Source organism: Sphingobacterium sp. G1-14, assembly GCF_002196555.1.
GTDB lineage: Bacteria > Bacteroidota > Bacteroidia > Sphingobacteriales > Sphingobacteriaceae > Sphingobacterium > Sphingobacterium siyangense.
Genome location: NZ_CP021381.1, coordinates 3,052,098 through 3,071,697, shown reverse-complemented (window position 1 = coordinate 3,071,697; position 19,600 = coordinate 3,052,098). Strand labels below are relative to the sequence as shown.

The window sequence follows — 19,600 nt, the reverse complement described above, 5'->3', positions numbered from 1 at the left end:
TCTAGTACAGGAATTCGATGAAATCTACAGGATAATCAACAATACTCGGGAGAAAAGACAGTAAATCCTTCAAGCTCAAACCAACACATCGACATCATAAATAAGCGGCATCAATAAGTTACACCCTTATAAAAAAGAGAAGCCCGTTACTTTGGGAGTAACGAGCTTTCATTAACCAATTATAAACTTAAATTATGAGACTGCAAATATGATGAAAATTGCTTTCATTTACAAATTTATTTGCGTTTTCATGCAACATTTTCAATACAATCTCTATTTTATTTTGCTAAATCGTTTATAAAACACGCACACTACCGCAATCTAACGATCCACCTCCCCCAAAACGATATCAATCGACCCAAGGATCGCTATCAAATCAGCGATCAGCACCCCTTTTCCGAGTTCTGAAATCACCGAAAGGTTATTAAAACTTGGTCCCCTTGATTTTACACGTAATGGAATATCTGATTTATCTTTTGTGACAAAATAAAACCCTAATTCTCCTTTCGGATTTTCAGCACGGACATAGTAGTCCTGCGCTTTCAAATTCACTTTCTTCGGAACCAAAGCTCGCGGATCAAATTCGGCTGTACGTGTAAAGTCTTTCTGTAATCGTTCAAGACATTGTTCAACAATGCGAACAGATTCCTTGACCTCATCTACCCTAACTTTATAACGATCCCAGCAATCACCAAGTGTCCCCATTTCACCTTTTCCCACAGGTATCTCAAAATCAATTTCTGGGTAAACAGAATAGCCATCTATTCGTCTCAAATCCCATTTTATTCCCGAAGCACGCAGCATAGGCCCCGATACACCATAATTTATGGCAACATCAGCAGGAAGTACGCCTATTTTAGCTGTACGAGAGATAAATATTTGATTCTGTGTCAATATTTCATCAAGTTCGACCAATTTGGGTTTGAAATACGCAATAAATTCCGTACAGCGCTCTTCAAAGCCAACAGGCAAATCATAAAATAAACCTCCTACCCAGATATAGTTGTACAACATCCTGGAACCTGAGGCCCATTCCAACATATTCATGATATGTTCACGATCCCTAAAACACCACAGAAATGGCGTTGTTGCGCCGATATCAATACCATATGTACCAATAGCAATTAGATGGGATGCCATCCGGTTGAGTTCACAGACCAAAACCCGAATGTACTCAATTCTCTTAGGTATTTTACTGTCGAGTCCAAGCATACGTTCAACCCCCATTACGAAAGCATGGCTATTGTTCATCGAAGCTAGATAGTCCAGGCGATCAGTAAATGGAATTGTTTTTGCATAATTCAACGATTCAGCATGCTTATCAAAACAACGATGCAGATAACCCAAGTGTGGAACAACCTCTTTCACGATTTCTCCGTCTGTAATCAGTTGTAACCGAAGTACACCATGCGTCGAAGGATGCTGAGGTCCCATATTCAACACCATTTCCTGGCTTGAGATCTCTGTAAGGTGTTTTTCATAGCGTATTAATGCTTCATTATATTTTGGATTCGCCATTTTTATCAATTAATATGAATGCCATGATATTTTTCTGCTTCCTCATAATCCTTTCGTAAAGGATAACCTTCCCAATCGTCAGGCAGCAAAATCCGTCTAAGGTCCGGATGTCCCTCAAAATATATCCCCATAAGGTCAAATGCTTCACGTTCATGCCAGTCTGCCGTACGCCACACCGAAGTAAGCGAAGGAATCTCAGGTAGTTCATTCAGCGAACGATTACCCGGCAACTCAACTTTTAAGACCAAACCGTGTTGATAAGGCAAGGAATTTAGATGGTAAACAATAGCAAAATGCGTTTCATAATCCACTGCAGTTAGGTTGCTTAAAAAATCAAAGTACAAGCCTTCTGTATCCCTCAGAAATAAACAAACGGCAACAATATCTGCTTTATCAATAAAAAGTGCTGGCTGCAGCCCATTCCGATCTTCTTTAAGGATAATTTGACTTCCAAATTTGGAAACAAGCATCGATTTAATTTCGTCAAATGTCATATTTATGGAGCTATGCGCGTAATCTTCCAGGAATCCGACACTTTTTTATAGACCATACGATCATGTAGCCGACTTGCACGCCCTTGCCAAAACTCGAAATAAATCGGTTTCAATAGATAACCACCCCAATGTGATGGTCTCGGTACAGAATCGTTTCCATAATATTGATTCTCGAGTTCCTCCACCCTATTTTCCAAAAAATTACGGTTAGGGATTTCGTGACTCTGTGGGGATGCTAGCGCACCAATACGGCTTGCTTTTGGCCGCGATTGGAAATATTCATCCGAATCGGCCTCACTTACAAAATCAATAACACCTTCGATCCGGACCTGCCTTTGTAGTTCAGGCCAAAAAAACAACAATGCAACATGCGGATTAGCTTTCATGTCTTCCCCTTTACGACTTTCATAGTTTGTAAAAAAGACCAGTCCTTCTGCTGCGATGTCCTTCAATAAAACAACTCGCGAGGACGGCAATTGATGGGAAGAAACCGTTGAAAGTACCATAGCATTGGGCTCGATTACCTCACTGTGAATAGCCTCATCAAACCATTTTTTAAACTGGTGGACTGGATCACGATCCACATCCGATTCAGATAGGCTACCTAATACGTAATCCTGTCTGATTGCTGCAATATCTTTATGTTGAATGGACATAGAAACCTGTTTTTATATCCTACAAACTTACTAAAATCATTGCTTTTTCTCTATAAAGTTAGTAGAAATTGACAAAATCCTAATTTTGGCACAAATCTCGCATAGATTGAATAAAAAAGATTAAATTCAATAAATAATTAAATTCGCGCTATATGTTTACCGAACTAGACCCACAAAAAGGAAGTTTATTGATTTCCGAGCCTTTTATGCTAGACCCCAGATTCCTCAGGTCCGTGATATTGTTATGTGAATACAATACCGAAGGTTCACTCGGATTTGTTCTAAATAATCAAACCAATGTTCGTATAGGCCAATTATTGGAATCTATACCGGATTGCAATTTCCCGATCTACGTCGGTGGCCCGGTTGCTCAGGAAAGCCTTTTTTTTGTACATAGCCGTTTCGATTTACTGTTGAGTGGCGAAGAAGTGGCTCCTGGAATCTATTTTGGCGGCGATGAAGAGAAGCTTATCGAAGCCATACAAACCGGTAGCATAAAACCTGACGAATTAAAATTCTTTATCGGATATTCTGGATGGTCTGCAGGTCAATTAGACGGCGAAATCAAAGAAAATAGCTGGGCTGTACAAAACAAATACCATCATCAGCTCATTTTTGAAGGTAACGGTGAATTGTTGTGGAAGGATGCCATTATTGGACTTGGCCCCAAATATGCACATGTCGCCAATTTCCCTCAGAGCCCAGGCCTAAATTAATGTTAGGAAACTTGCTCTCGCTGGCAGTTTACTTATAGAGCCCTTAAATTCACCGAATGAGCCTATGACAAAATAGGCTGTTTCCTGCCATCATGTCCTATAAAGACGATTTGGAACACTGATTGTATGTTTTAAACAAATCATAAAATTAAAAATAGCGACATACAAATTATGAATCCAGAAAAAGGTAGTATTTCAATTCACACGGAGAACATATTTCCCGTAATCAAAAAGTTCTTATATTCTGATAATGAAATTTTCTTGCGTGAACTGGTATCTAATGCAGTTGATGCTTCTCAAAAAATCAAACGCCTGGCATCTTTGGGTCAATACCAAGGAGAAACAGGTGAATTGATTGTAGACGTAAAATTTGATGAAGCTGCCAAGACCATCACTATTTCCGACAATGGTATTGGTATGACAGCAGATGAAATAAAAAAATACATCAACCAGATCGCTTTCTCAGGAGCAACAGAGTTCATGGAAAAATTCAAAGAAGCAAATGATGCAAATGAAATCATTGGCCGCTTTGGTTTAGGCTTCTATTCCGCATTTATGGTAGCCGATACAGTAGAAATCCAATCCTTATCTTATCAGGATGGAGCAGAACCTGCTCATTGGACTTGCGATGGTAGTACATCTTACGAAATTTCTACAGGTACAAGAACCACCCGCGGAACAGATGTCATCTTGCATATTAACGAAGAATCAACTGAATTTTTAAGCCAGGCGCGCTTACAGGACATTTTAGATAAGTATGCTAAATTTCTTCCTATTTCAATCCGTTTTGGCACCAAAACAAATTCTGAACCGGATGGTGAAGACGAAGAAGGAAAACCAAAATACAAATCTGTAGAGGTAGACAATATCATTAACAATACCAATCCGGCCTGGACAAAATCGCCGTCTGAATTAAAAGACGAAGATTATCTAGCCTTCTACCGCGAGCTCTATCCCTACTCAATGGATGAACCATTGTTTTGGATTCACCTCAATGTAGACTACCCATTCAACCTGACAGGTATCCTCTACTTCCCTAAAGTTAAAAATGAGCTGGAGATCCAACGCAATAAAATCAAGCTCTATTCTAGACAAGTGTTCATCACCGACGAGGTGAAAGATATTGTTCCAGAATTCTTGATGTTACTTCATGGGGTAATTGATTCGCCGGATATTCCATTAAACGTATCCCGTTCATTTTTACAGGCAGACAGTAACGTTAAAAAAATCAACAGTTATATCACCAAAAAGGTGGCCGACAAATTGAACGAAATATTTAAGACTGATCGTAAGGGATTTGAAGAGAAATGGACGGATATCGGTTTATTTATCAAATACGGTATGCTAAGCGATGAAAAATTTGCTGAAAAAGCAAATGACTTCTGTTTAGTAAAAAACACAGGTAACCAAAGTTTCACCATTAAGGAGTATTACGAAAAGGTCAAAGATATCCAGGTAGATAAAGATGGAAACATTGTTTATTTATATACACATGATGCTGCTCAACAAGATGGTTTCATCCAAACTGCATTAAATAAGGGGTACGATGTTTTGATGCTCGATGGGCCACTGGATACGCACTTTGCAGCTTATTTGGAGCAAAAAGGCGGTGAAAAGGTACAGCTGAAGCGTGTAGATGCTGACGTTATCGATAAATTGATCCAAAAAGACGAAAAGGTCGAACTTGCCCTCTCGGAAGAAGAATCTAAAAAAGCACTAGCGGTTTTTGAAAAAGCAATCTCCCGTCAAGACATGAAAGTTGAGGTTGATGCATTAAATGAAGGCGATTTGCCTGTGTCAGTAACAATTGATGAATTTATGCGCCGAATGAAAGATATGGCCAAGACAGGTGGTGGTATGAATTTTTATGGTTCATTGCCCGATAATTATAAAGTAACTGTCAACGGGAACCATCCGCTGATCAAAAGAATTTTATCGTCATCGGACGAAGAAGGTTCAAAACTAGCAAAACAGGCTTTTGATTTAGCGCTCTTATCCAGAGGTTTATTGTCAGGAGCAGATCTAACGTCTTTCGTGAAGAGAAGTGTAGAAATGATCTAATCATATTTCTTTTAACAAAAAATGCGGTTTCTATGGTAGGAACCGCATTTTTTGTTAAATATCGGAAGCAAATGACAAATTTAGACAAGTGAAATGCATATCAACATCGAAACATAACCATATCGATGTTTTTTATTAAAATTTAATAAACTAATCTTCACCTAGTTGGCATTAAACGCTGTTTTTTTTCAATCAAATATTTGGAGGGAATAGGGTTTAATCGTACTTTTGTATCATCAAAATCACGGTAGGTATAGCTCAGTTGGTTAGAGCACTAGATTGTGGTTCTAGGGGTCGTCGGTTCGAGCCCGATTACTTACCCAAAAAGGCAGATCAAATGATCTGCCTTTTTTTAATTTTGCGAATTCAACCCATACAGCCCCCTTCAAAATTGCTCCATCAATCTTTAATTAATATAAAATTCAGACTCAATACTGTTTTCATGCTATACAAACAGATTTACACCGATTAGGGTAAGGGGTCCATGACGGAAGGATTTCCTGGGTCATAAATGCCCACAGCAACTCTGGAGTCAGCACAGCCATAATATAAAAACCATTTTTGTTTAAAAAAGACCAATCCTTCAATAAAAACCGTACCATCGATATATTGCCCACTTTTTTCGAAAGATTCCATGGGACGCAAAAACGGAACATCCATTCGAGCCAATACGCTTGTCGGATCTCGTGAATCAAATAAAACCTGCCCAGCGGAATAAGTATTTTTATTAAAGCGCTTATCTCCTTTTTCAGCATGATTCTTACCATTGTACAACAATACAATTCCTTTATCAGTCAAAACTGCCGGGGGACCACACTCCGTCAATGAACTATCAAAATAACCATCCCTTGGCGAAATAAAAGCGATCAATGCCCCCTTTTTATCTGTTACGGGCTCCCAGTCAATCAAATTATCAGATGTGGCGCCATACACACCATGTTCCCCCCTGTACAACCAATATTTCCCATTGATTTTAGCTATGACCTGTCTGTTACCTTTCATTACTGTCACAATAGAAGCTGATTTGTGCGGTTCATCAACAAGAGTGGGCCTGTTTTTCGATTTTTTAAAAATGGGACCATACTTAGTCCAGTGTTTCAGATCAGTGGATATTGCTAAACCTAAGCGTGGCACCTTTCGATTCCATTGGGTATAAAATAGCACAAAACGCCCGTCCTCCGTCTGTGCTAAGCGGGGATCTTCCGTCCCACCGGGCCACTCGTTATCCTGCTGCTCATCGGGAGCTGGATAGAATACCGGTGTTTTCAGTCGTTCAAAATGAATACCGTCAGCACTAGCTGCTAATCCCAGTCGGGAGGTCCGGTGGCCAATAGCCTTCCCTGTCCGATCTTCTGCACGATAAATGACATAAACACTATCTCCCCCTTACCACTGCAGCAGGATTAAAAGTGTCGTTGTCCTCCCATCGAATCTCCTTCTTCAGAATTGGATCATAAAATACCGAACTCGTATCAGGCTCAATAATTGGATTGATACCTTTGGGCCGCTCAAAGCCTCCTAATACCCATTGTTCTTTCTTAAGCTTTCCGCCAGGCTGTACGTTACAGCCACATAAAAAGACGAACACTATAGAACCTGCAATTTTAACGATAACATTCATGTTTTATTTGATCTCCCATACTTAAGATGCAAACCTGTAAAGGCGAAAATTAGAATTGGTTACAACAGAAAGGTGAGCGAATCTGCCCCCCCGATCATTCACAAATATAACGCTATTTGAAAGAAATAGATGGCACAAAAACAAGTTCATCAAAAATTGAATTGGAAGCCACCTAGAAAACTAATAAACAATTTATCGATAAACAACTCGTTATGTTGCAATATATTGCAACATAACAACAAATATAAGGTTAAATATTGCAACATATAGCATAAAAGCGCTATATTTATAGCATGATATCCAAAGAGGAACGCCACGATTTTATATTGGTTAAAATCAAAAAGGAAAGAAAATTAGCGATGGTAGACTTAGCAGCTGAACTTGGTGTCTCTGAACATACCGTCCGACGTGATCTTAAAGAGTTATCCGACGCCGGCTTGCTTCGCGCTATTCGGGGTGGCGCCACGCTACGTTCAAACATGCCATTCGATATATACGACCGAAACAACCTTGATGTTATGGAGAAACAATCCATAGCAGAAAAATCGATCACACTATTGAAAAATCATCAAGTTGTCTTTTTCGATGGCGGCACAACAACACAGACAATTGCAGGAAATATTCCCGATAGCCTAACCCTTACTGTTGTTACACATAGTCTCCCAATAGCTAATATACTTGCCAACTTCCCAAACATCACCTTGATTTTTGCTGGTGGCACTTTCTGCAAATCATCACTTACTATGCAAGGACAGCAAACGATCTCCACATTTGAAGACATATACGCGGATATCAGCTTCATAGGTGTATGTAGCCTGGATCTCCACCGCGGACTTACATCAAGAACACACGAAGAAGCAGCTATCAAAAAAGTACTGTGTAAAAATTCAATGAACATTGTTGCTGCCACAACAAGCAATAAGCTTGATACCTTGGCTTCTTTCCTGACATGCCCCATCTCTGATATCAGTTATTTAATTACAGAAAAGGATCCTTTTGACCGCATTTTACAGCCTTATGCCGCACAAGGTATTACAATCTTATAAGTTTACCGTTTATGAACAATCTCAAACAGGAAGCTGCCAAAGCTGCTCTTCAACTATTAAAACCCGATCAGCTCATTGGACTAGGTGTTGGATCAACAATAGCTTATTTCATTGAATTAATCGCCAGCAGTATCAGCTTTAAATCCAGCTTAAAATTTACATCACCTTCCTTGGAAACCAAAACGCTGCTCCAAGAGAATGGACTTATTTGTGTTGATAACAGTATCCTAACAACGCTGGACTATTATTTTGACAGCTGTGATCAGGTCGACATTCATTTAAATGCATTCAAAAGTGGCGGTGGCGTGCACACGGGTGAGAAGATTATGGCGAATATGGCGCAGCAGTTTATTCTCTTGGTCGATGGCTCAAAGATGGTCGAAAAACTTAGCACAAAGCATCCGTTATGTGTTGAAATTATACCAGAAGCTTGGCTATCGGTACGTGAAAATCTAAAATCAAGTTATTTTACAACGATATCCGACATTGTATTACGAAAATCTGAACAAAAATCGGGGCCTCTCCTTTCTGAGAGAGGTAATTTCCTGGCAGATATTTATTTTTCTAAACTGCCCGATATTTTTGATTTGAATAAGCAAATCAAACTCATTATAGGGGTTGTAGAACATTCACTTTTTTATCAGCTGTGTTCGGCATGTCTTTTGGCAACAGAAGACGGCGTAACACATTTATTTGCAAACAACCTTGGAGAATCAGACACGGATAAGATTGTCACGCAATAGCATTAAAGTTTATATTGAAGTCTAACAACCAACAAGACAACGGTAAAGTAATTTAAATTAACATGAAACACACTCAAATTAACACAGGAATACTGAGTTTTGGCATGTCAGGACGTGTTTTTCACGCACCATTTATACATACCAATCCTCATTTCAATCTCGGCGCTGTTGTAGAACGGTCGAAAAAAGCAGCACATGAATTTTATCCGGCAATAAAAAGCTATAATAGCATTGCTGAATTACTAGCGGATGAAAGCGTCGAACTGGTCGTTGTGAATACACCAAACTATACACATTTCCAATATGCCAAAGAGGCCCTAGAAGCAGGAAAACATGTATTGATAGAAAAACCTGCCGTTGATGACACTACACAATTCGACACTCTTCTTGCCATCAGCAAAAAACAAGGCAAACAATTATTTTTCTATCAAAACAGACGGTATGACGGTCACTTTTTAGACATTAAAAAAGTGATTGACAGTGGAGAATTAGGAAAGCTAATTGAAGTACATTTCAGATTTGATCGCTATAAAATGGAATTGGGACAAAAATACTTTAAGGAAGATACGCAGTATATTTCTAATGGTCTTACTTATGACCTAGGCCCTCACCTTATTGATCAGGCAATCTCACTTTTTGGAAAACCGGTTAAATTTACCAAGACAACATCCATTAACAGGCCGGATTCTAAAGTTGCAGATTATTTTCACTACCAGCTCTATTATCCAGCTGGACTGAACGTGTATTTAACGGGAAGTCTACTTGTTGCCTCTCCACAGCCCGCCTTTGTTTTACATGGCACAAAAGGGAGTTTTATCAAGAATATGACAGATGTGCAAGAACAGCAATTGCTAGATGGTATGTTACCTGACAATCCATCTTATGGCCTTGAGCCAGCCGGCCAAGAGGGGAAACTTGTTACGATAGACGCTTCAAATCAAAAACATGAGTCTTTAGTAACGCCACATAAAGGAGATTACAATCAGCTGTTTGAAGCCATTTATGAAAGCTTAAGAAATAATATCGATTACCCTATTAAAGCGGATCAGGTTAAATGGCAGATCGAATTGCTTGAAGCTGAAAATACCTAAGCTTCTAAACAATCAAATGGCGGCACGGTTCAAGAAAACTAACATGTGCTGCCATTTCAATTTGCTTTCCAAAGACATTCGTTCGGTTCAATATGGATCATCACATGACCGAGATCAGGAATATGCGCAACCAAATGGTCTTTGAGTTTATGTGCCAACTCATGCCCTTCCCTTACGGTAATTTCACTATCAACAATAGCGTGCAGATCGACATGATATTTAGCCCCCGATTTGCGGACAAAACATTTTTCTGTGGCTTTTATCCCCTCTACCTTTAATGCTTCTTCCCGGATATTATCAATGACCTCATCGTATACATTTTCATCCATTATCTCGCCAAGCGCCGGTCTGAAAATATGATAACAGTTATACAGTATAAATCCAGCAGCAAATAATGCCGCGTAGTCATCCGCATTTTCATATCCTTTTCCGAGTAACAATGCAATAGATATCCCAATGAAGGCTGCAACTGACGTTATCGCATCGCTTCGATGGTGCCAAGCGTCTGCACGAAGTGAAGAACTATTTGTTTCTTTACTTTTCTTCATAACGATCCTATACGAAATTTCTTTCCATACGATGATTCCGCCAAGAACAAATAGAGTCCAAGGCTTTGGCAAGTCATGTGGCGTTCCTATATTCTCAATACTTTCATAAGCGATTATGGTTGCAGAAACGATGAGAAAACCAACGACAATAAATGTAATGAGGGGTTCTACCCGACCATGACCATACGGGTGATTGTCGTCGGCAGGTCGTTGCGCATATTTTAAACCCAGAAGCACTAGAAATGAAGAGAAAATGTCCGCCGTTGACTCAATTGCATCCGCAATCAGGGCATAGGAGTTTCCAAAGAAACCAGCTAGCCATTTTAACAATGCTAGTAATGCATTGCCTACAATACTAAAATAAGTCGTTCTGACTGCAGTCTGCTCTTGAAGTTCGGACATCGCTATAAATTAACTTGACACCGCGAAAATACTGTTTTTTCTCATCAAATTCTATTCTCCATCTATAGAAAATAGCGATTACAATAATCGATCGTTAACTGCCGCTTGCGATATCCTGCAATGCTTTTTTTATCTCAGGAGTCCCATAGTCACGGCTTCCTTCCAGACGCTCGACGATCTTTCCAGTTTTATCCAAGATCACTGTTGTCGGGATGGACTGCCCTAAAAATTCTGCAGGAATTTCACCCTCTGCTATATAAAGGGGCAGATCAAACTTGTTTTCTGCCATGAATGCTGAAGACTTCTCCATGTCGCCATCAACATCCACCATGAGGAAAACGATATCCTTATTATCTTTAAGTGATTGCCTAAGCTGGTCAATGGAAGGTAGTTCATGAATACAAGGAGGACACCAAGTCGCCCAGAAATTGATAAATACGACCTTACCTTTTAAAGCACTTAATTGAAGAACCTTCCCCTCTTTATCCTTAAAAGATAGCTCCTGCGTTGTGGGTGCAGTCGCTTCAACAGGTTCCTCCACCTTTTCGGCCTTGGTCTCACTTTTAGTCCCTGTGTTTCCACAGCTAAAAAATAAACTGGTCGATAAAGCTGCGAGACCAAAAAAAATAACCCCTCTATTAAACCTAATATTCATCGTCTTTTGTTTCATTAAATTATTCTATTAAAATAAATCTCTGTTCACTAATCGTTCTCTTAAAGTAAGGGCTAAAAGATTAAATCCGAATTCGGAGATCTCGTCAATCCAATCCTCCTAGGAGAAATTTCTCAAAACATTAGCTAATTTAACCTTAATTATTCAAGACCACAAGTATTGCAAACAACTTCACAACATAAACAATTGATCAATAACAAAATAAGCAACAATAAAATTGAAAAAATAACAAGAACTTTTCCGACATTTAAAAGAGTGAACATATCACTGATCAAAAGACAATTTATTGACTACATCATGAATCTCCCCGCAAATCATTTCAAAAAATACTTGTTAATATATTTCCTGTTATTCCTCACCCCCCAGCTTAATTTCGGGCAAGCCATGTCAACTAAATTCAATAACCTATACCGGCTAATAGCATCAAAAGATTTCTTCACCGCCCGTGACCTTTTTAAGGTAAATAAAACTTTTTTAAACGCCCATGAGCAACTTTTTATTTTGGCAATACTCGATAATGCCTTTAATAGGCCCATCGCTTCAAACAAAAAAATTGCACTGCTGAACACAGCAACAGCAGAATTGCCTGACACACTGCGACTAAAAATACGACGTATTCAGGAAGATAATTTTGTCAAACTGAAAGATTACGATGAGGCAAAACAGACAACGCAAAAAATCCTACTCGAATTCGATTCCTTGCTGTCAACAGATACAAGAGCGGATCTCCGAAACAATCTAAAAATCTGGTCAGCACTTGATCATGTAAAGCCGCAGCTTATACAAATCAACGACGATACCCGTCTTAAAATGACGAAAGATAAAGCCGGCTTGAAGAATCTGAAAGTAGAGGTTAACGGCGATACAGCAAGTTTCATATTTGACACCGGAGCAAATCTATCTACAGTTTCGGAGTCCGTGGCCAAACGACTTCATATGGATATGATCCGTGCAGATATTGATGTAGACGCAATTACAGGTATTGCTATCAAAGCCGATTTAGCAGTCTGTAAACAATTAAAACTTGGTAACATCAGTATATCGAATGCTATATTTCTGGTTTTCCCAGACAGTGCACTTTATATCCCACAAATTGGCTATCAGATCAATGGCATAATAGGCTTCCCAGTCATAGAAGCACTGCAAGAAGTACAGCTTACACAAGATGATTTTTTTATCGTACCTAAGAGACCTACAGTTACAAAAAAGGCTTCAAATCTTGCAATAGATGGGTTATCACCTCTTATTGCCATTGATGGAAAGCACTATACCTTTGATACGGGAGCGGAAAATACAATCCTTTATGCGCCATTTTACGAAACCTACAAACAGCATATCGAAAAATATGGTATACCGACCAAAGTCGCCATGGGAGGCGCAGGTGGTAACGTTGAATATGATGGCTTTGTCATACAACATACATTCCATATCGGCGATAAACCGATCGCTCTTAAAAAAATAAACCTATTAAAATCGAAAATCAAGAATGAAACTGTATATGGAAATATAGGACAAGATATTATCCGCCAATTTTCTAAAATGACACTTAATTTTAAAGACATGTTTATCCATTTTAATTAACAGGAATCTAAAACTAAAATCGCTAAAAAGGAAACCCCAAATTTAAAACTAATAAAACTGAGTTCAGTTTCGTCTTATAATTATACTTCATAAAAACACCCTAAAAGTTTTGTCTAGCTTTTAGGGTGTGATGCTTCTATAGATTTATGAAACAATTATGCGGAGTAGGTCACTGCATTAAAACCCTTCTTTTTGATAATTTCAATTATTTCTTCTTCCGAAACGCCTTCAGATTTTACAGTCAGAATTTTGTCTGCATTTGTGGTGTCAACATTCCATTCACAGATACCGTCCACACTATCCAGATCTGCACTTACTTTGGATACACATCCCCCACAAGTGAGGTTTGTTTTGAATTGAAGTTCTTTGCTTTCCATGTTATTTAATTTTAATGTTATTAATCTATTTAATTATCTGTACAAATATCCCTTTAATTCAATTGGCTATACTTACAGTTTTTCTATTTTGTTTTACAATATTTACCGTTTAAAACACGGTCTACAGCTCAACCATCGTTAGCTATTTTTTCCAGCGAAGCCGCAAGCTATTACTGACGACACTTACACTGCTCAATGCCATTGCAGCTCCAGCTATCATCGGGTTTAAAAGGAAACCATTGAATGGATACAGAATGCCTGCAGCGAGGGGAATTCCAATTAAATTATAAATAAATGCCCAAAACAAGTTTTGCTTAATCGTTGCGACCGTTTGTTTCGAAAGTCGAATTGCCTCGGGTATCTTCGTCAAATCAGAAGAAATAATTGTCATTTTCGCTACATCCATAGCAATATCACTTCCTTTTCCCATTGCAATACTGACATCCGCTGTTGCTAAGGCTGTACTATCATTAATACCGTCCCCAACCATAGCAACTACCTGCCCCCTTTGCTGTAATTCCTTAACAAAATCGGCTTTGTGCTCTGGCAATACCTCGGCTTTGTAATGCTGAATCCCTGTTTCCGCAGCGATGGCCCTCGCTGTAGCCTCGTTGTCACCAGTCAGCATATATAGTTCAATTCCCATTGCTTGCATCTCCTTGATTGCACGTACAGAAGTTTCCTTAATCTGGTCCGCAATGGCAATTACAGCTAATGCAGTATGACTATTGGCAAACCAGATCACTGTTTTCGATTGATTTCCCCATTGAGTAGCATGTTCCGTCAATTCTGTCGAAATTGTAATCCTATTTTCATCCAACAACCTCCGATTCCCTACATAGTAAGTTTCGATTCCTTCACTGCCTTTTACACCCTTCCCTGTAATACTTTCGATAAAGGATATTGGAGTAACTTTCACATCATTAAAATACCCTACAACAGCTTCTGCCAATGGATGTTCTGACTGTTTCTCCAGGCTTAACAGGATACCTTTCAAATTATCTTCATTATTTTTCCAATACACGTCAGTAACAACAGGTTTTCCCTCCGTAATGGTACCGGTTTTATCCAAAACAACTGCACTTACCTTTTTGGCCAGCTCCAGACTTTCCGCATCCTTAATTAAAATGCCCTGTTCAGCTCCCTTACCCACGCCAACCATGATCGCTGTAGGAGTTGCTAAACCTAGTGCACAGGGACACGCAATAACTAAAACCGTTACTGTCGCCAACAAACCCTGTACCAAATGGTTTTCTCCACCTAAAGTAAACCACAGTAGAAAAGTTAGAATAGCAATACCAATGACAACAGGAACGAATACACCAGCAATTCGATCGACCAGTTTTTGCACAGGAGCCTTACTTCCCTGTGCATCCTGAACCATTTTAATGATCTGTGCAAGCATTGTCTCCCGGCCAACTTTTGTAGCTTTGAACTGAAAACTTCCCTTTTGATTGATCGTCCCTGCAAATACCTGTTCATTTCCCGTTTTTAAAACCGGGACCGGCTCTCCGCTTAACATACTTTCGTCAACATAGGAATTTCCACTGATAACAACACCATCGACAGCGATCTTCTCCCCTGGTTTTACCAGAATGATATCGCCAGTATGAACGGCCTCTATAGGGACCTGACGCTCTACCCCATCCGATTGAATGACCATAACCGTCTTAGGTTGCAACCCCATTAGCTTTTTAATGGCAGATGAGGTGTTACCTTTGGCCTTCTCCTCCAGTAATTTACCCAATAAAATAAAAGCAATGACAACAGAGGCGGCCTCAAAATACACATGTGCATGCAAGCCACGTTGATGCCAAAATTCAGCAAAGAGCATATTAAATACACTAAAGATGTAGGCTATTCCCGTGCTCAACGCAACAAGTGTATCCATATTGGCCGAACGGTGTTTCGCTTGTTTCCACGCATTGATAAAAAAGTCCTTGCCTAGCCAAAGAACTACGGGTGTAGAAAACAGCCACATAATAGGATTTGCATACGGCATATCCATAAAGAACATACCAATCACAACTACGGGAAGAGATAGCAATACTGCCCATCGTGTTTTGATTTTAAGCTGGCGAAATTTAGCTGCGTGAATAGCCTCCAATGTTTCCTGCTGTGTAGATTCATCTTCGATTAATAAATCATAGCCACCAGCCTGGACTGCTTTCTGAATTTTTAAATGATCCGTAATATTAGGCAAATATTCAACTGTAAGATTTCCAGTTGCAAAATTTACAGACGCATTGACAACCCCTTCTTCATATTTCGCCATACTTTCGGCGCTACTGGCACATGAGGCGCAAGTCATCCCAAGAACTGGAAATGTTTTGGTCAATGTAGAAACACCATAACCAAGATCTTTGATCGTCTTTACACTGCTAACGACCGCTTCACTATCTTTAGGTACGATGGCAGCTCTATGGTTATTCAATTCCACCCGATAGCTCGCCAAGCCTTTGACCTGAGCTAGTCCTTTTTCGACAATTGAAGCACAATGTTCGCTTTCAACATCTTCTAAAGGTAGATAAACCGTATCTTTATAAATATCTGTCGCCATAACTGATTGTTTTATTTTACACAACAAATTTGGCCACAAATAACATCGAAATCATTACACAATTAGGGAATTGATTTGTAATATTTATTCGATAATACGATACGACAGGTTAAACTCAATTCTTCTTTAGCTTTCCACTTCCTCAACAAAACCATAGATAATATAATCACCGCGCTCTTCGAGTTTAATCGTTTCCATTCCACTCCAGCCGGATGCATCGGTATTTTCATCGATAAAATTTTGAATTCTGTCAAATGCGACACCAATCTTTGTTTTCCCATCGGCATAGATCTGATATTTCGCAGAGGTCTGCCAGCTTACTTTTTTTCTAAATAACCGTAACCCTTCTCTTTTCAAAAAACTGTGCATTTCATTCGATAAATTCATATTCTCATTTGTTTTACGCGCTCACACTACTCACCTATTTATTTGGCAGATGCTTTTCTGGTCAAGGACTTACCTCAAGCCTTCTCATTAGTTTATCTATTTACGCAACACGGTTTTAATGGCTAAAGAAATGGTTTTTCGCTGCTAAAATAGATAGTCCTAAAATAATGAACCTGATAGAATCCTACAATAATGCCGTCACTATTTCATCGTACTCAAATGCTATTTTGTCGAATTTTCCAACAGCATACGATGGACCTTCTTTCAATGCTGATTATAATCTAGCAGACGATTTGAACAGCATCTAATACACGGCGAACAGAAATAGGAACAGGCGCTATTTTTTCGTCGAATAGATTCTTTAGTTCGTCCGATTCATTTTCAATTCTGTCGATATTTTTCGTTGTTCTTTTCCATAGCTAGCACATTTGTTTACAATTTAAACGTATAACTATGGAAAACATTGAAAATTTTTTAGCGGAGGATTTTGTATTGGATGTACAAACTGTCTGCGTGGTCGAACCGATCTCATTTTTTGATTTTGATGATATGGAACTGGTAACTATTAAGACAGTTACATCTTCAAAAGTAATATAAAAGAGGATAATGCTGTGAGGGCGTTCTGGTAGGCGCCTTTACAGCAATCGTCTTTATTGCCTACTAAATAAAAAAAGAACCGAGTATATGACTTCACCCAAGCTTAAATGTATTCTTATTGAGGATGAACCCTTGGCGACAAAAAAAATAGTTGAATACATTCACATGTTTCCAGATCTTCAATTGATAAAGATGGTTGAAGACATTGAAAATCCAGCATTATTTAGTCATGATCTAAAATCTGCAGACATCCTATTCCTCGATCTCATTGTTAGCGGCGGTAATATTAATACACTTGCCGAATTGATCGCCGATATTCCTATCCTGATCATAACGTCCGCTGTGTCACGCTGGCATTATCCGGAATTTATCAAAAACAGAAAGCATTTTGCACTACAAAAACCAATTTCGCCCGAAATGTTTCAGTCCTGTATAAAACAAGTCATGCAATACTAGTCCTACTAATTCATGTCATTATTCCACTTATCCGATTATTTTCTTCTGCGCACGCCGCTGCTTCCAGCTGCATTTGCCGTTGATCTTTTAACGATAAAAGAGAGACATGAAATAGAAGAAAAACTTCGTCATTTGTTTCAAAATGAGCAATTAAAAGAAGCCCTATTTCTGGCAAGCCCTGCCTTCTCAGTAGAAGTTCAAAAATGGCTTGAATACAAGAAAGAGAGCAGCTCAAAAATGATCGCTTCACTACTCAAATATGCGATTAGGATGAGCACTAGAAGTACGCCTTTCGGTTTATTCGCAGGGGTATCTTTTGGGAACATTGCCGTCTCCGAAAAAAAGGTATCGTTAATTAGGGCTAATGCGAATAAAGCTGTATTAAAACTGGATGCCACCATTTTGACAGGAATTATTGAACAGCTATCAAAAGATAAAAGAATTTACAGTCAACTCTATTATCGTATCAATCCGACCTTATACTTAGATGGTAAATATTACAAATATTATCAAAAAGTGTCAAATGGGAAGAAAGGACAGCATATCCTGAAACGCATAAGGCTTACCCCAGTTTTGGATCGAGTCATCCAACACTTTGAACGTAATAAGAGAACCAGCCACTATCAATCATTAATCGATCTGCTGAAAGGTCTTGGAGCATCAACAACGCATGCGCCCCTATTCGTCAATAACCTCATCAGCCTTGGAATCATATCTTCTGAATTACAGCCCAATGTAATTGGCTGAGGTTATCTGGATAGCCTGATAACGACGCTTGAAAGAGTGGATAAGGCGGAAAATTATTTAAATCCTTTATTAACGATAAAAAGATGGCTTCATAGTTCTCAATCTGTCATTGAGATCCGAACCGCCATCCTTAAATTATTGCAGCCTTTGGCTCCAGACCTCGATATGACCAATTCGTTACAGGGGGACCTACTCATAGGGATGGACGAAAACAATTTATCAGATACCGCATTAAATCACATAAGAGATCAATTTCAGGATTTACTGCCACTTTGCAGCCAGGCTAAGTTAACAGATTTTGACCAGTTTAGAGCTGCGTTCTCTGTTAAATATGAAGATAGAATGGTCCCGCTAACGACAGCTCTAGACCCCGATATTGGGATTGGTTACGGACGTCAAGAAGGTGTTTACAATATAACGGATGAAATACTCGGGGATGTTAAAAACATCACTCCGACGGGCGAAAAAAAATATGGGGACCACCATTATCAAGATCTGGTCATTGAAAAATTTGTAGAAAGTGTAAAAAATCAATTCACCGAAATTCGGCTGACCGGCAAAGATCTAGATCATATCGCTAAACAGCGTAAACAAACAGCCCATACTATCCCTTCTTCATTCTATGCCATCGGCAATCTCCTTCGAAGTTCATGTCAGGAAAATTTATTCTTCAATCTAAGTACTATTGGTGGTTCGTCATCAGGAAACTTAATTTCCAGATTTGCACATTTGGATGAAGAATTGCATAACAAATTAAAAGAATCGGCCAACAAAGAGCAACAGCAGTTTCCCAATGCAATACTTGCCGAGATTTGTCATTACCCAGACAATAATGCTGGTAATATAATTTATAGACCTGCGCTGCGAAAGGCATCAATTTGTCTAAGCCCAACAATCGACGAAGAACAAGAGCAAATTGATGTTAATGACTTATACCTGTTCCTTAAAGAACAGCGTCTAATCTTATGGTCCAAGAAATTCAATAAAATGGTTATCCCCCGTTTGACGACGGCCCACAATTTTGAACAAGGTATGAATATTTATAAGTTTCTCGCAGATTTTCAGTTCCAAAATAATAGGTTGGATCTTTCCTGGAATTGGGGAATTATGAAAGAGCAGCGGAGGCTCCCAAGAATAAGCTACAAAAATATTATCTTGTCTAGAGCCCAGTGGCGAATTCAAAAAATAGCGAAATACCCCAGCAACCCTCAGGCTTTCATAAAAAATATACAAGCGGAGTTAGCAATCCCTGCAATGGTCATCATCAGCAGCGGCGATAATGAACTGTTGATAAATTTAGACAATCCTTTTTGCATAGAAATCATA

19 protein-coding genes, 1 tRNA gene and 1 pseudogene are annotated in these 19,600 nt (G+C 39.0%); 11 read left to right on the top strand and 10 right to left on the bottom strand.

Annotation, left to right across the window (positions count from 1 at the left end; translation table 11 throughout):
* Positions 1 to 321: 321 nt before the first annotated feature.
* From CBM24_RS12885 to pdxH, 3 genes are read right to left on the bottom strand one after another with little or no spacing between them, the layout of a single operon-like run.
* Complete coding sequence (locus CBM24_RS12885) at positions 322 to 1,518, bottom strand: NADH-quinone oxidoreductase subunit D (RefSeq protein ID WP_088161534.1); 1,197 nt, start codon at positions 1,516 to 1,518, stop codon at positions 322 to 324.
* 5 nt (positions 1,519 to 1,523) lie between these two features.
* The gene (locus CBM24_RS12880; protein ID WP_088161533.1) at positions 1,524 to 2,012 is read right to left on the bottom strand and encodes an NADH-quinone oxidoreductase subunit C; all 489 of its coding nucleotides are present in this window, start codon (positions 2,010 to 2,012) and stop codon (positions 1,524 to 1,526) included.
* A gap of 2 nt (positions 2,013 to 2,014) precedes the next feature.
* The gene (pdxH, locus tag CBM24_RS12875; RefSeq protein ID WP_088161532.1) at positions 2,015 to 2,668 is read right to left on the bottom strand and encodes a pyridoxamine 5'-phosphate oxidase; all 654 of its coding nucleotides are present in this window, start codon (positions 2,666 to 2,668) and stop codon (positions 2,015 to 2,017) included.
* A gap of 152 nt (positions 2,669 to 2,820) precedes the next feature.
* Between pdxH and CBM24_RS12870 the strand changes: the two genes are divergently transcribed.
* From CBM24_RS12870 to CBM24_RS12860, 3 genes are all read left to right on the top strand, one after another.
* Complete coding sequence (locus tag CBM24_RS12870; RefSeq protein WP_088161531.1) at positions 2,821 to 3,384, top strand: YqgE/AlgH family protein; 564 nt, start codon at positions 2,821 to 2,823, stop codon at positions 3,382 to 3,384.
* A 171-nt stretch (positions 3,385 to 3,555) separates the two neighbouring features.
* Positions 3,556 to 5,445: a molecular chaperone HtpG gene (gene htpG, locus CBM24_RS12865; RefSeq protein ID WP_088161530.1), complete on the top strand. Its 1,890-nt coding sequence runs from the start codon at positions 3,556 to 3,558 to the stop codon at positions 5,443 to 5,445.
* Between the two features lie 247 nt (positions 5,446 to 5,692).
* Positions 5,693 to 5,766: transfer RNA gene (locus CBM24_RS12860), tRNA-His, on the top strand.
* Positions 5,767 to 5,913: 147 nt separating this feature from the next.
* Here the strand turns inward: CBM24_RS12860 and CBM24_RS12855 are convergent.
* Together CBM24_RS12855 and CBM24_RS27750 are read right to left on the bottom strand one after the other, a co-directional pair.
* Positions 5,914 to 6,714 carry a glycoside hydrolase family 130 protein gene (locus CBM24_RS12855; RefSeq protein WP_232475800.1) on the bottom strand — a complete coding sequence of 267 codons (801 nt, stop codon included), beginning with the start codon at positions 6,712 to 6,714 and terminating at the stop codon, positions 5,914 to 5,916.
* Between the two features lie 106 nt (positions 6,715 to 6,820).
* On the bottom strand, positions 6,821 to 7,066 hold the full coding sequence (locus CBM24_RS27750) for a hypothetical protein (RefSeq protein ID WP_232475780.1): 246 nt from the start codon (positions 7,064 to 7,066) through the stop codon (positions 6,821 to 6,823).
* A 293-nt stretch (positions 7,067 to 7,359) separates the two neighbouring features.
* Between CBM24_RS27750 and CBM24_RS12850 the strand changes: the two genes are divergently transcribed.
* From CBM24_RS12850 to CBM24_RS12840, 3 genes are all read left to right on the top strand, one after another.
* The gene (locus tag CBM24_RS12850; protein ID WP_088161529.1) at positions 7,360 to 8,112 is read left to right on the top strand and encodes a DeoR/GlpR family DNA-binding transcription regulator; all 753 of its coding nucleotides are present in this window, start codon (positions 7,360 to 7,362) and stop codon (positions 8,110 to 8,112) included.
* Positions 8,113 to 8,123: 11 nt separating this feature from the next.
* Positions 8,124 to 8,855 carry a ribose 5-phosphate isomerase A gene (rpiA, locus tag CBM24_RS12845; RefSeq protein WP_088161528.1) on the top strand — a complete coding sequence of 244 codons (732 nt, stop codon included), beginning with the start codon at positions 8,124 to 8,126 and terminating at the stop codon, positions 8,853 to 8,855.
* Positions 8,856 to 8,917: 62 nt separating this feature from the next.
* Positions 8,918 to 9,946, top strand: a complete 1,029-nt coding sequence (locus CBM24_RS12840; RefSeq protein WP_088161527.1) for a Gfo/Idh/MocA family oxidoreductase — start codon at positions 8,918 to 8,920, stop codon at positions 9,944 to 9,946.
* A gap of 56 nt (positions 9,947 to 10,002) precedes the next feature.
* Here CBM24_RS12840 and CBM24_RS12835 read toward each other — a convergent pair whose 3' ends face one another.
* Positions 10,003 to 10,896, bottom strand: a complete 894-nt coding sequence (locus CBM24_RS12835; protein ID WP_075992585.1) for a cation diffusion facilitator family transporter — start codon at positions 10,894 to 10,896, stop codon at positions 10,003 to 10,005.
* A gap of 94 nt (positions 10,897 to 10,990) precedes the next feature.
* A complete protein-coding gene (locus CBM24_RS12830) occupies positions 10,991 to 11,551 on the bottom strand; it encodes a TlpA family protein disulfide reductase (protein ID WP_088163546.1) in 561 nt (186 codons plus the stop codon).
* Positions 11,552 to 11,953: 402 nt separating this feature from the next.
* Here CBM24_RS12830 and CBM24_RS12825 point away from each other — a divergent pair, with 402 nt between their 5' ends.
* Positions 11,954 to 13,150, top strand: a complete 1,197-nt coding sequence (locus CBM24_RS12825) for a retropepsin-like aspartic protease (protein WP_157698452.1) — start codon at positions 11,954 to 11,956, stop codon at positions 13,148 to 13,150.
* Between the two features lie 155 nt (positions 13,151 to 13,305).
* Here CBM24_RS12825 and CBM24_RS12820 read toward each other — a convergent pair whose 3' ends face one another.
* The 3 genes from CBM24_RS12820 to CBM24_RS12810 all read right to left on the bottom strand — a co-directional run bounded on the left by CBM24_RS12820 (position 13,306) and on the right by CBM24_RS12810 (position 16,474).
* Entirely contained in the window at positions 13,306 to 13,527 is a 222-nt protein-coding gene (locus tag CBM24_RS12820) for a heavy-metal-associated domain-containing protein (protein ID WP_075992582.1), read from the bottom strand.
* A 142-nt stretch (positions 13,528 to 13,669) separates the two neighbouring features.
* On the bottom strand, positions 13,670 to 16,087 hold the full coding sequence (locus CBM24_RS12815; protein ID WP_088161525.1) for a heavy metal translocating P-type ATPase: 2,418 nt from the start codon (positions 16,085 to 16,087) through the stop codon (positions 13,670 to 13,672).
* 126 nt (positions 16,088 to 16,213) lie between these two features.
* Complete coding sequence (locus CBM24_RS12810) at positions 16,214 to 16,474, bottom strand: hypothetical protein (protein WP_157626086.1); 261 nt, start codon at positions 16,472 to 16,474, stop codon at positions 16,214 to 16,216.
* Between the two features lie 167 nt (positions 16,475 to 16,641).
* On the opposite strand from CBM24_RS12810, the gene CBM24_RS27290 reads away from it, so the two are divergent.
* The 4 genes and pseudogenes from CBM24_RS27290 to CBM24_RS27745 all read left to right on the top strand — a co-directional run.
* Positions 16,642 to 16,782 carry a hypothetical protein gene (locus CBM24_RS27290; RefSeq protein ID WP_157698451.1) on the top strand — a complete coding sequence of 47 codons (141 nt, stop codon included), beginning with the start codon at positions 16,642 to 16,644 and terminating at the stop codon, positions 16,780 to 16,782.
* A gap of 145 nt (positions 16,783 to 16,927) precedes the next feature.
* Complete coding sequence (locus CBM24_RS27285) at positions 16,928 to 17,071, top strand: hypothetical protein (protein ID WP_153848663.1); 144 nt, start codon at positions 16,928 to 16,930, stop codon at positions 17,069 to 17,071.
* A gap of 87 nt (positions 17,072 to 17,158) precedes the next feature.
* Positions 17,159 to 17,527: a hypothetical protein gene (locus tag CBM24_RS12805; protein WP_075992579.1), complete on the top strand. Its 369-nt coding sequence runs from the start codon at positions 17,159 to 17,161 to the stop codon at positions 17,525 to 17,527.
* 12 nt (positions 17,528 to 17,539) lie between these two features.
* Positions 17,540 to 19,585: pseudogene (locus CBM24_RS27745) on the top strand (lantibiotic dehydratase family protein); the annotation flags it as partial.
* Positions 19,586 to 19,600: the final 15 nt, after the last annotated feature.

What these genes read in the sequence shown, in the direction of transcription:
- CBM24_RS12885 (WP_088161534.1), bottom strand. Translation starts at nt 1,518, where the DNA reads ATGGCGAATCCAAAATATAATGAAGCATTAATACGCTATGAAAAACAC.
- CBM24_RS12880 (WP_088161533.1), bottom strand. Translation starts at nt 2,012, where the DNA reads ATGACATTTGACGAAATTAAATCGATGCTTGTTTCCAAATTTGGAAGT.
- pdxH (WP_088161532.1), bottom strand. Translation starts at nt 2,668, where the DNA reads ATGTCCATTCAACATAAAGATATTGCAGCAATCAGACAGGATTACGTA.
- CBM24_RS12870 (WP_088161531.1), top strand. Translation starts at nt 2,821, where the DNA reads ATGTTTACCGAACTAGACCCACAAAAAGGAAGTTTATTGATTTCCGAG.
- htpG (WP_088161530.1), top strand. Translation starts at nt 3,556, where the DNA reads ATGAATCCAGAAAAAGGTAGTATTTCAATTCACACGGAGAACATATTT.
- CBM24_RS27750 (WP_232475780.1), bottom strand. Translation starts at nt 7,066, where the DNA reads ATGAATGTTATCGTTAAAATTGCAGGTTCTATAGTGTTCGTCTTTTTA.
- CBM24_RS12850 (WP_088161529.1), top strand. Translation starts at nt 7,360, where the DNA reads ATGATATCCAAAGAGGAACGCCACGATTTTATATTGGTTAAAATCAAA.
- rpiA (WP_088161528.1), top strand. Translation starts at nt 8,124, where the DNA reads ATGAACAATCTCAAACAGGAAGCTGCCAAAGCTGCTCTTCAACTATTA.
- CBM24_RS12840 (WP_088161527.1), top strand. Translation starts at nt 8,918, where the DNA reads ATGAAACACACTCAAATTAACACAGGAATACTGAGTTTTGGCATGTCA.
- CBM24_RS12835 (WP_075992585.1), bottom strand. Translation starts at nt 10,896, where the DNA reads ATGTCCGAACTTCAAGAGCAGACTGCAGTCAGAACGACTTATTTTAGT.
- CBM24_RS12830 (WP_088163546.1), bottom strand. Translation starts at nt 11,551, where the DNA reads ATGAATATTAGGTTTAATAGAGGGGTTATTTTTTTTGGTCTCGCAGCT.
- CBM24_RS12825 (WP_157698452.1), top strand. Translation starts at nt 11,954, where the DNA reads ATGTCAACTAAATTCAATAACCTATACCGGCTAATAGCATCAAAAGAT.
- CBM24_RS12820 (WP_075992582.1), bottom strand. Translation starts at nt 13,527, where the DNA reads ATGGAAAGCAAAGAACTTCAATTCAAAACAAACCTCACTTGTGGGGGA.
- CBM24_RS12815 (WP_088161525.1), bottom strand. Translation starts at nt 16,087, where the DNA reads ATGGCGACAGATATTTATAAAGATACGGTTTATCTACCTTTAGAAGAT.
- CBM24_RS12810 (WP_157626086.1), bottom strand. Translation starts at nt 16,474, where the DNA reads ATGAATTTATCGAATGAAATGCACAGTTTTTTGAAAAGAGAAGGGTTA.
- CBM24_RS27290 (WP_157698451.1), top strand. Translation starts at nt 16,642, where the DNA reads ATGAACCTGATAGAATCCTACAATAATGCCGTCACTATTTCATCGTAC.
- CBM24_RS27285 (WP_153848663.1), top strand. Translation starts at nt 16,928, where the DNA reads ATGGAAAACATTGAAAATTTTTTAGCGGAGGATTTTGTATTGGATGTA.
- CBM24_RS12805 (WP_075992579.1), top strand. Translation starts at nt 17,159, where the DNA reads ATGACTTCACCCAAGCTTAAATGTATTCTTATTGAGGATGAACCCTTG.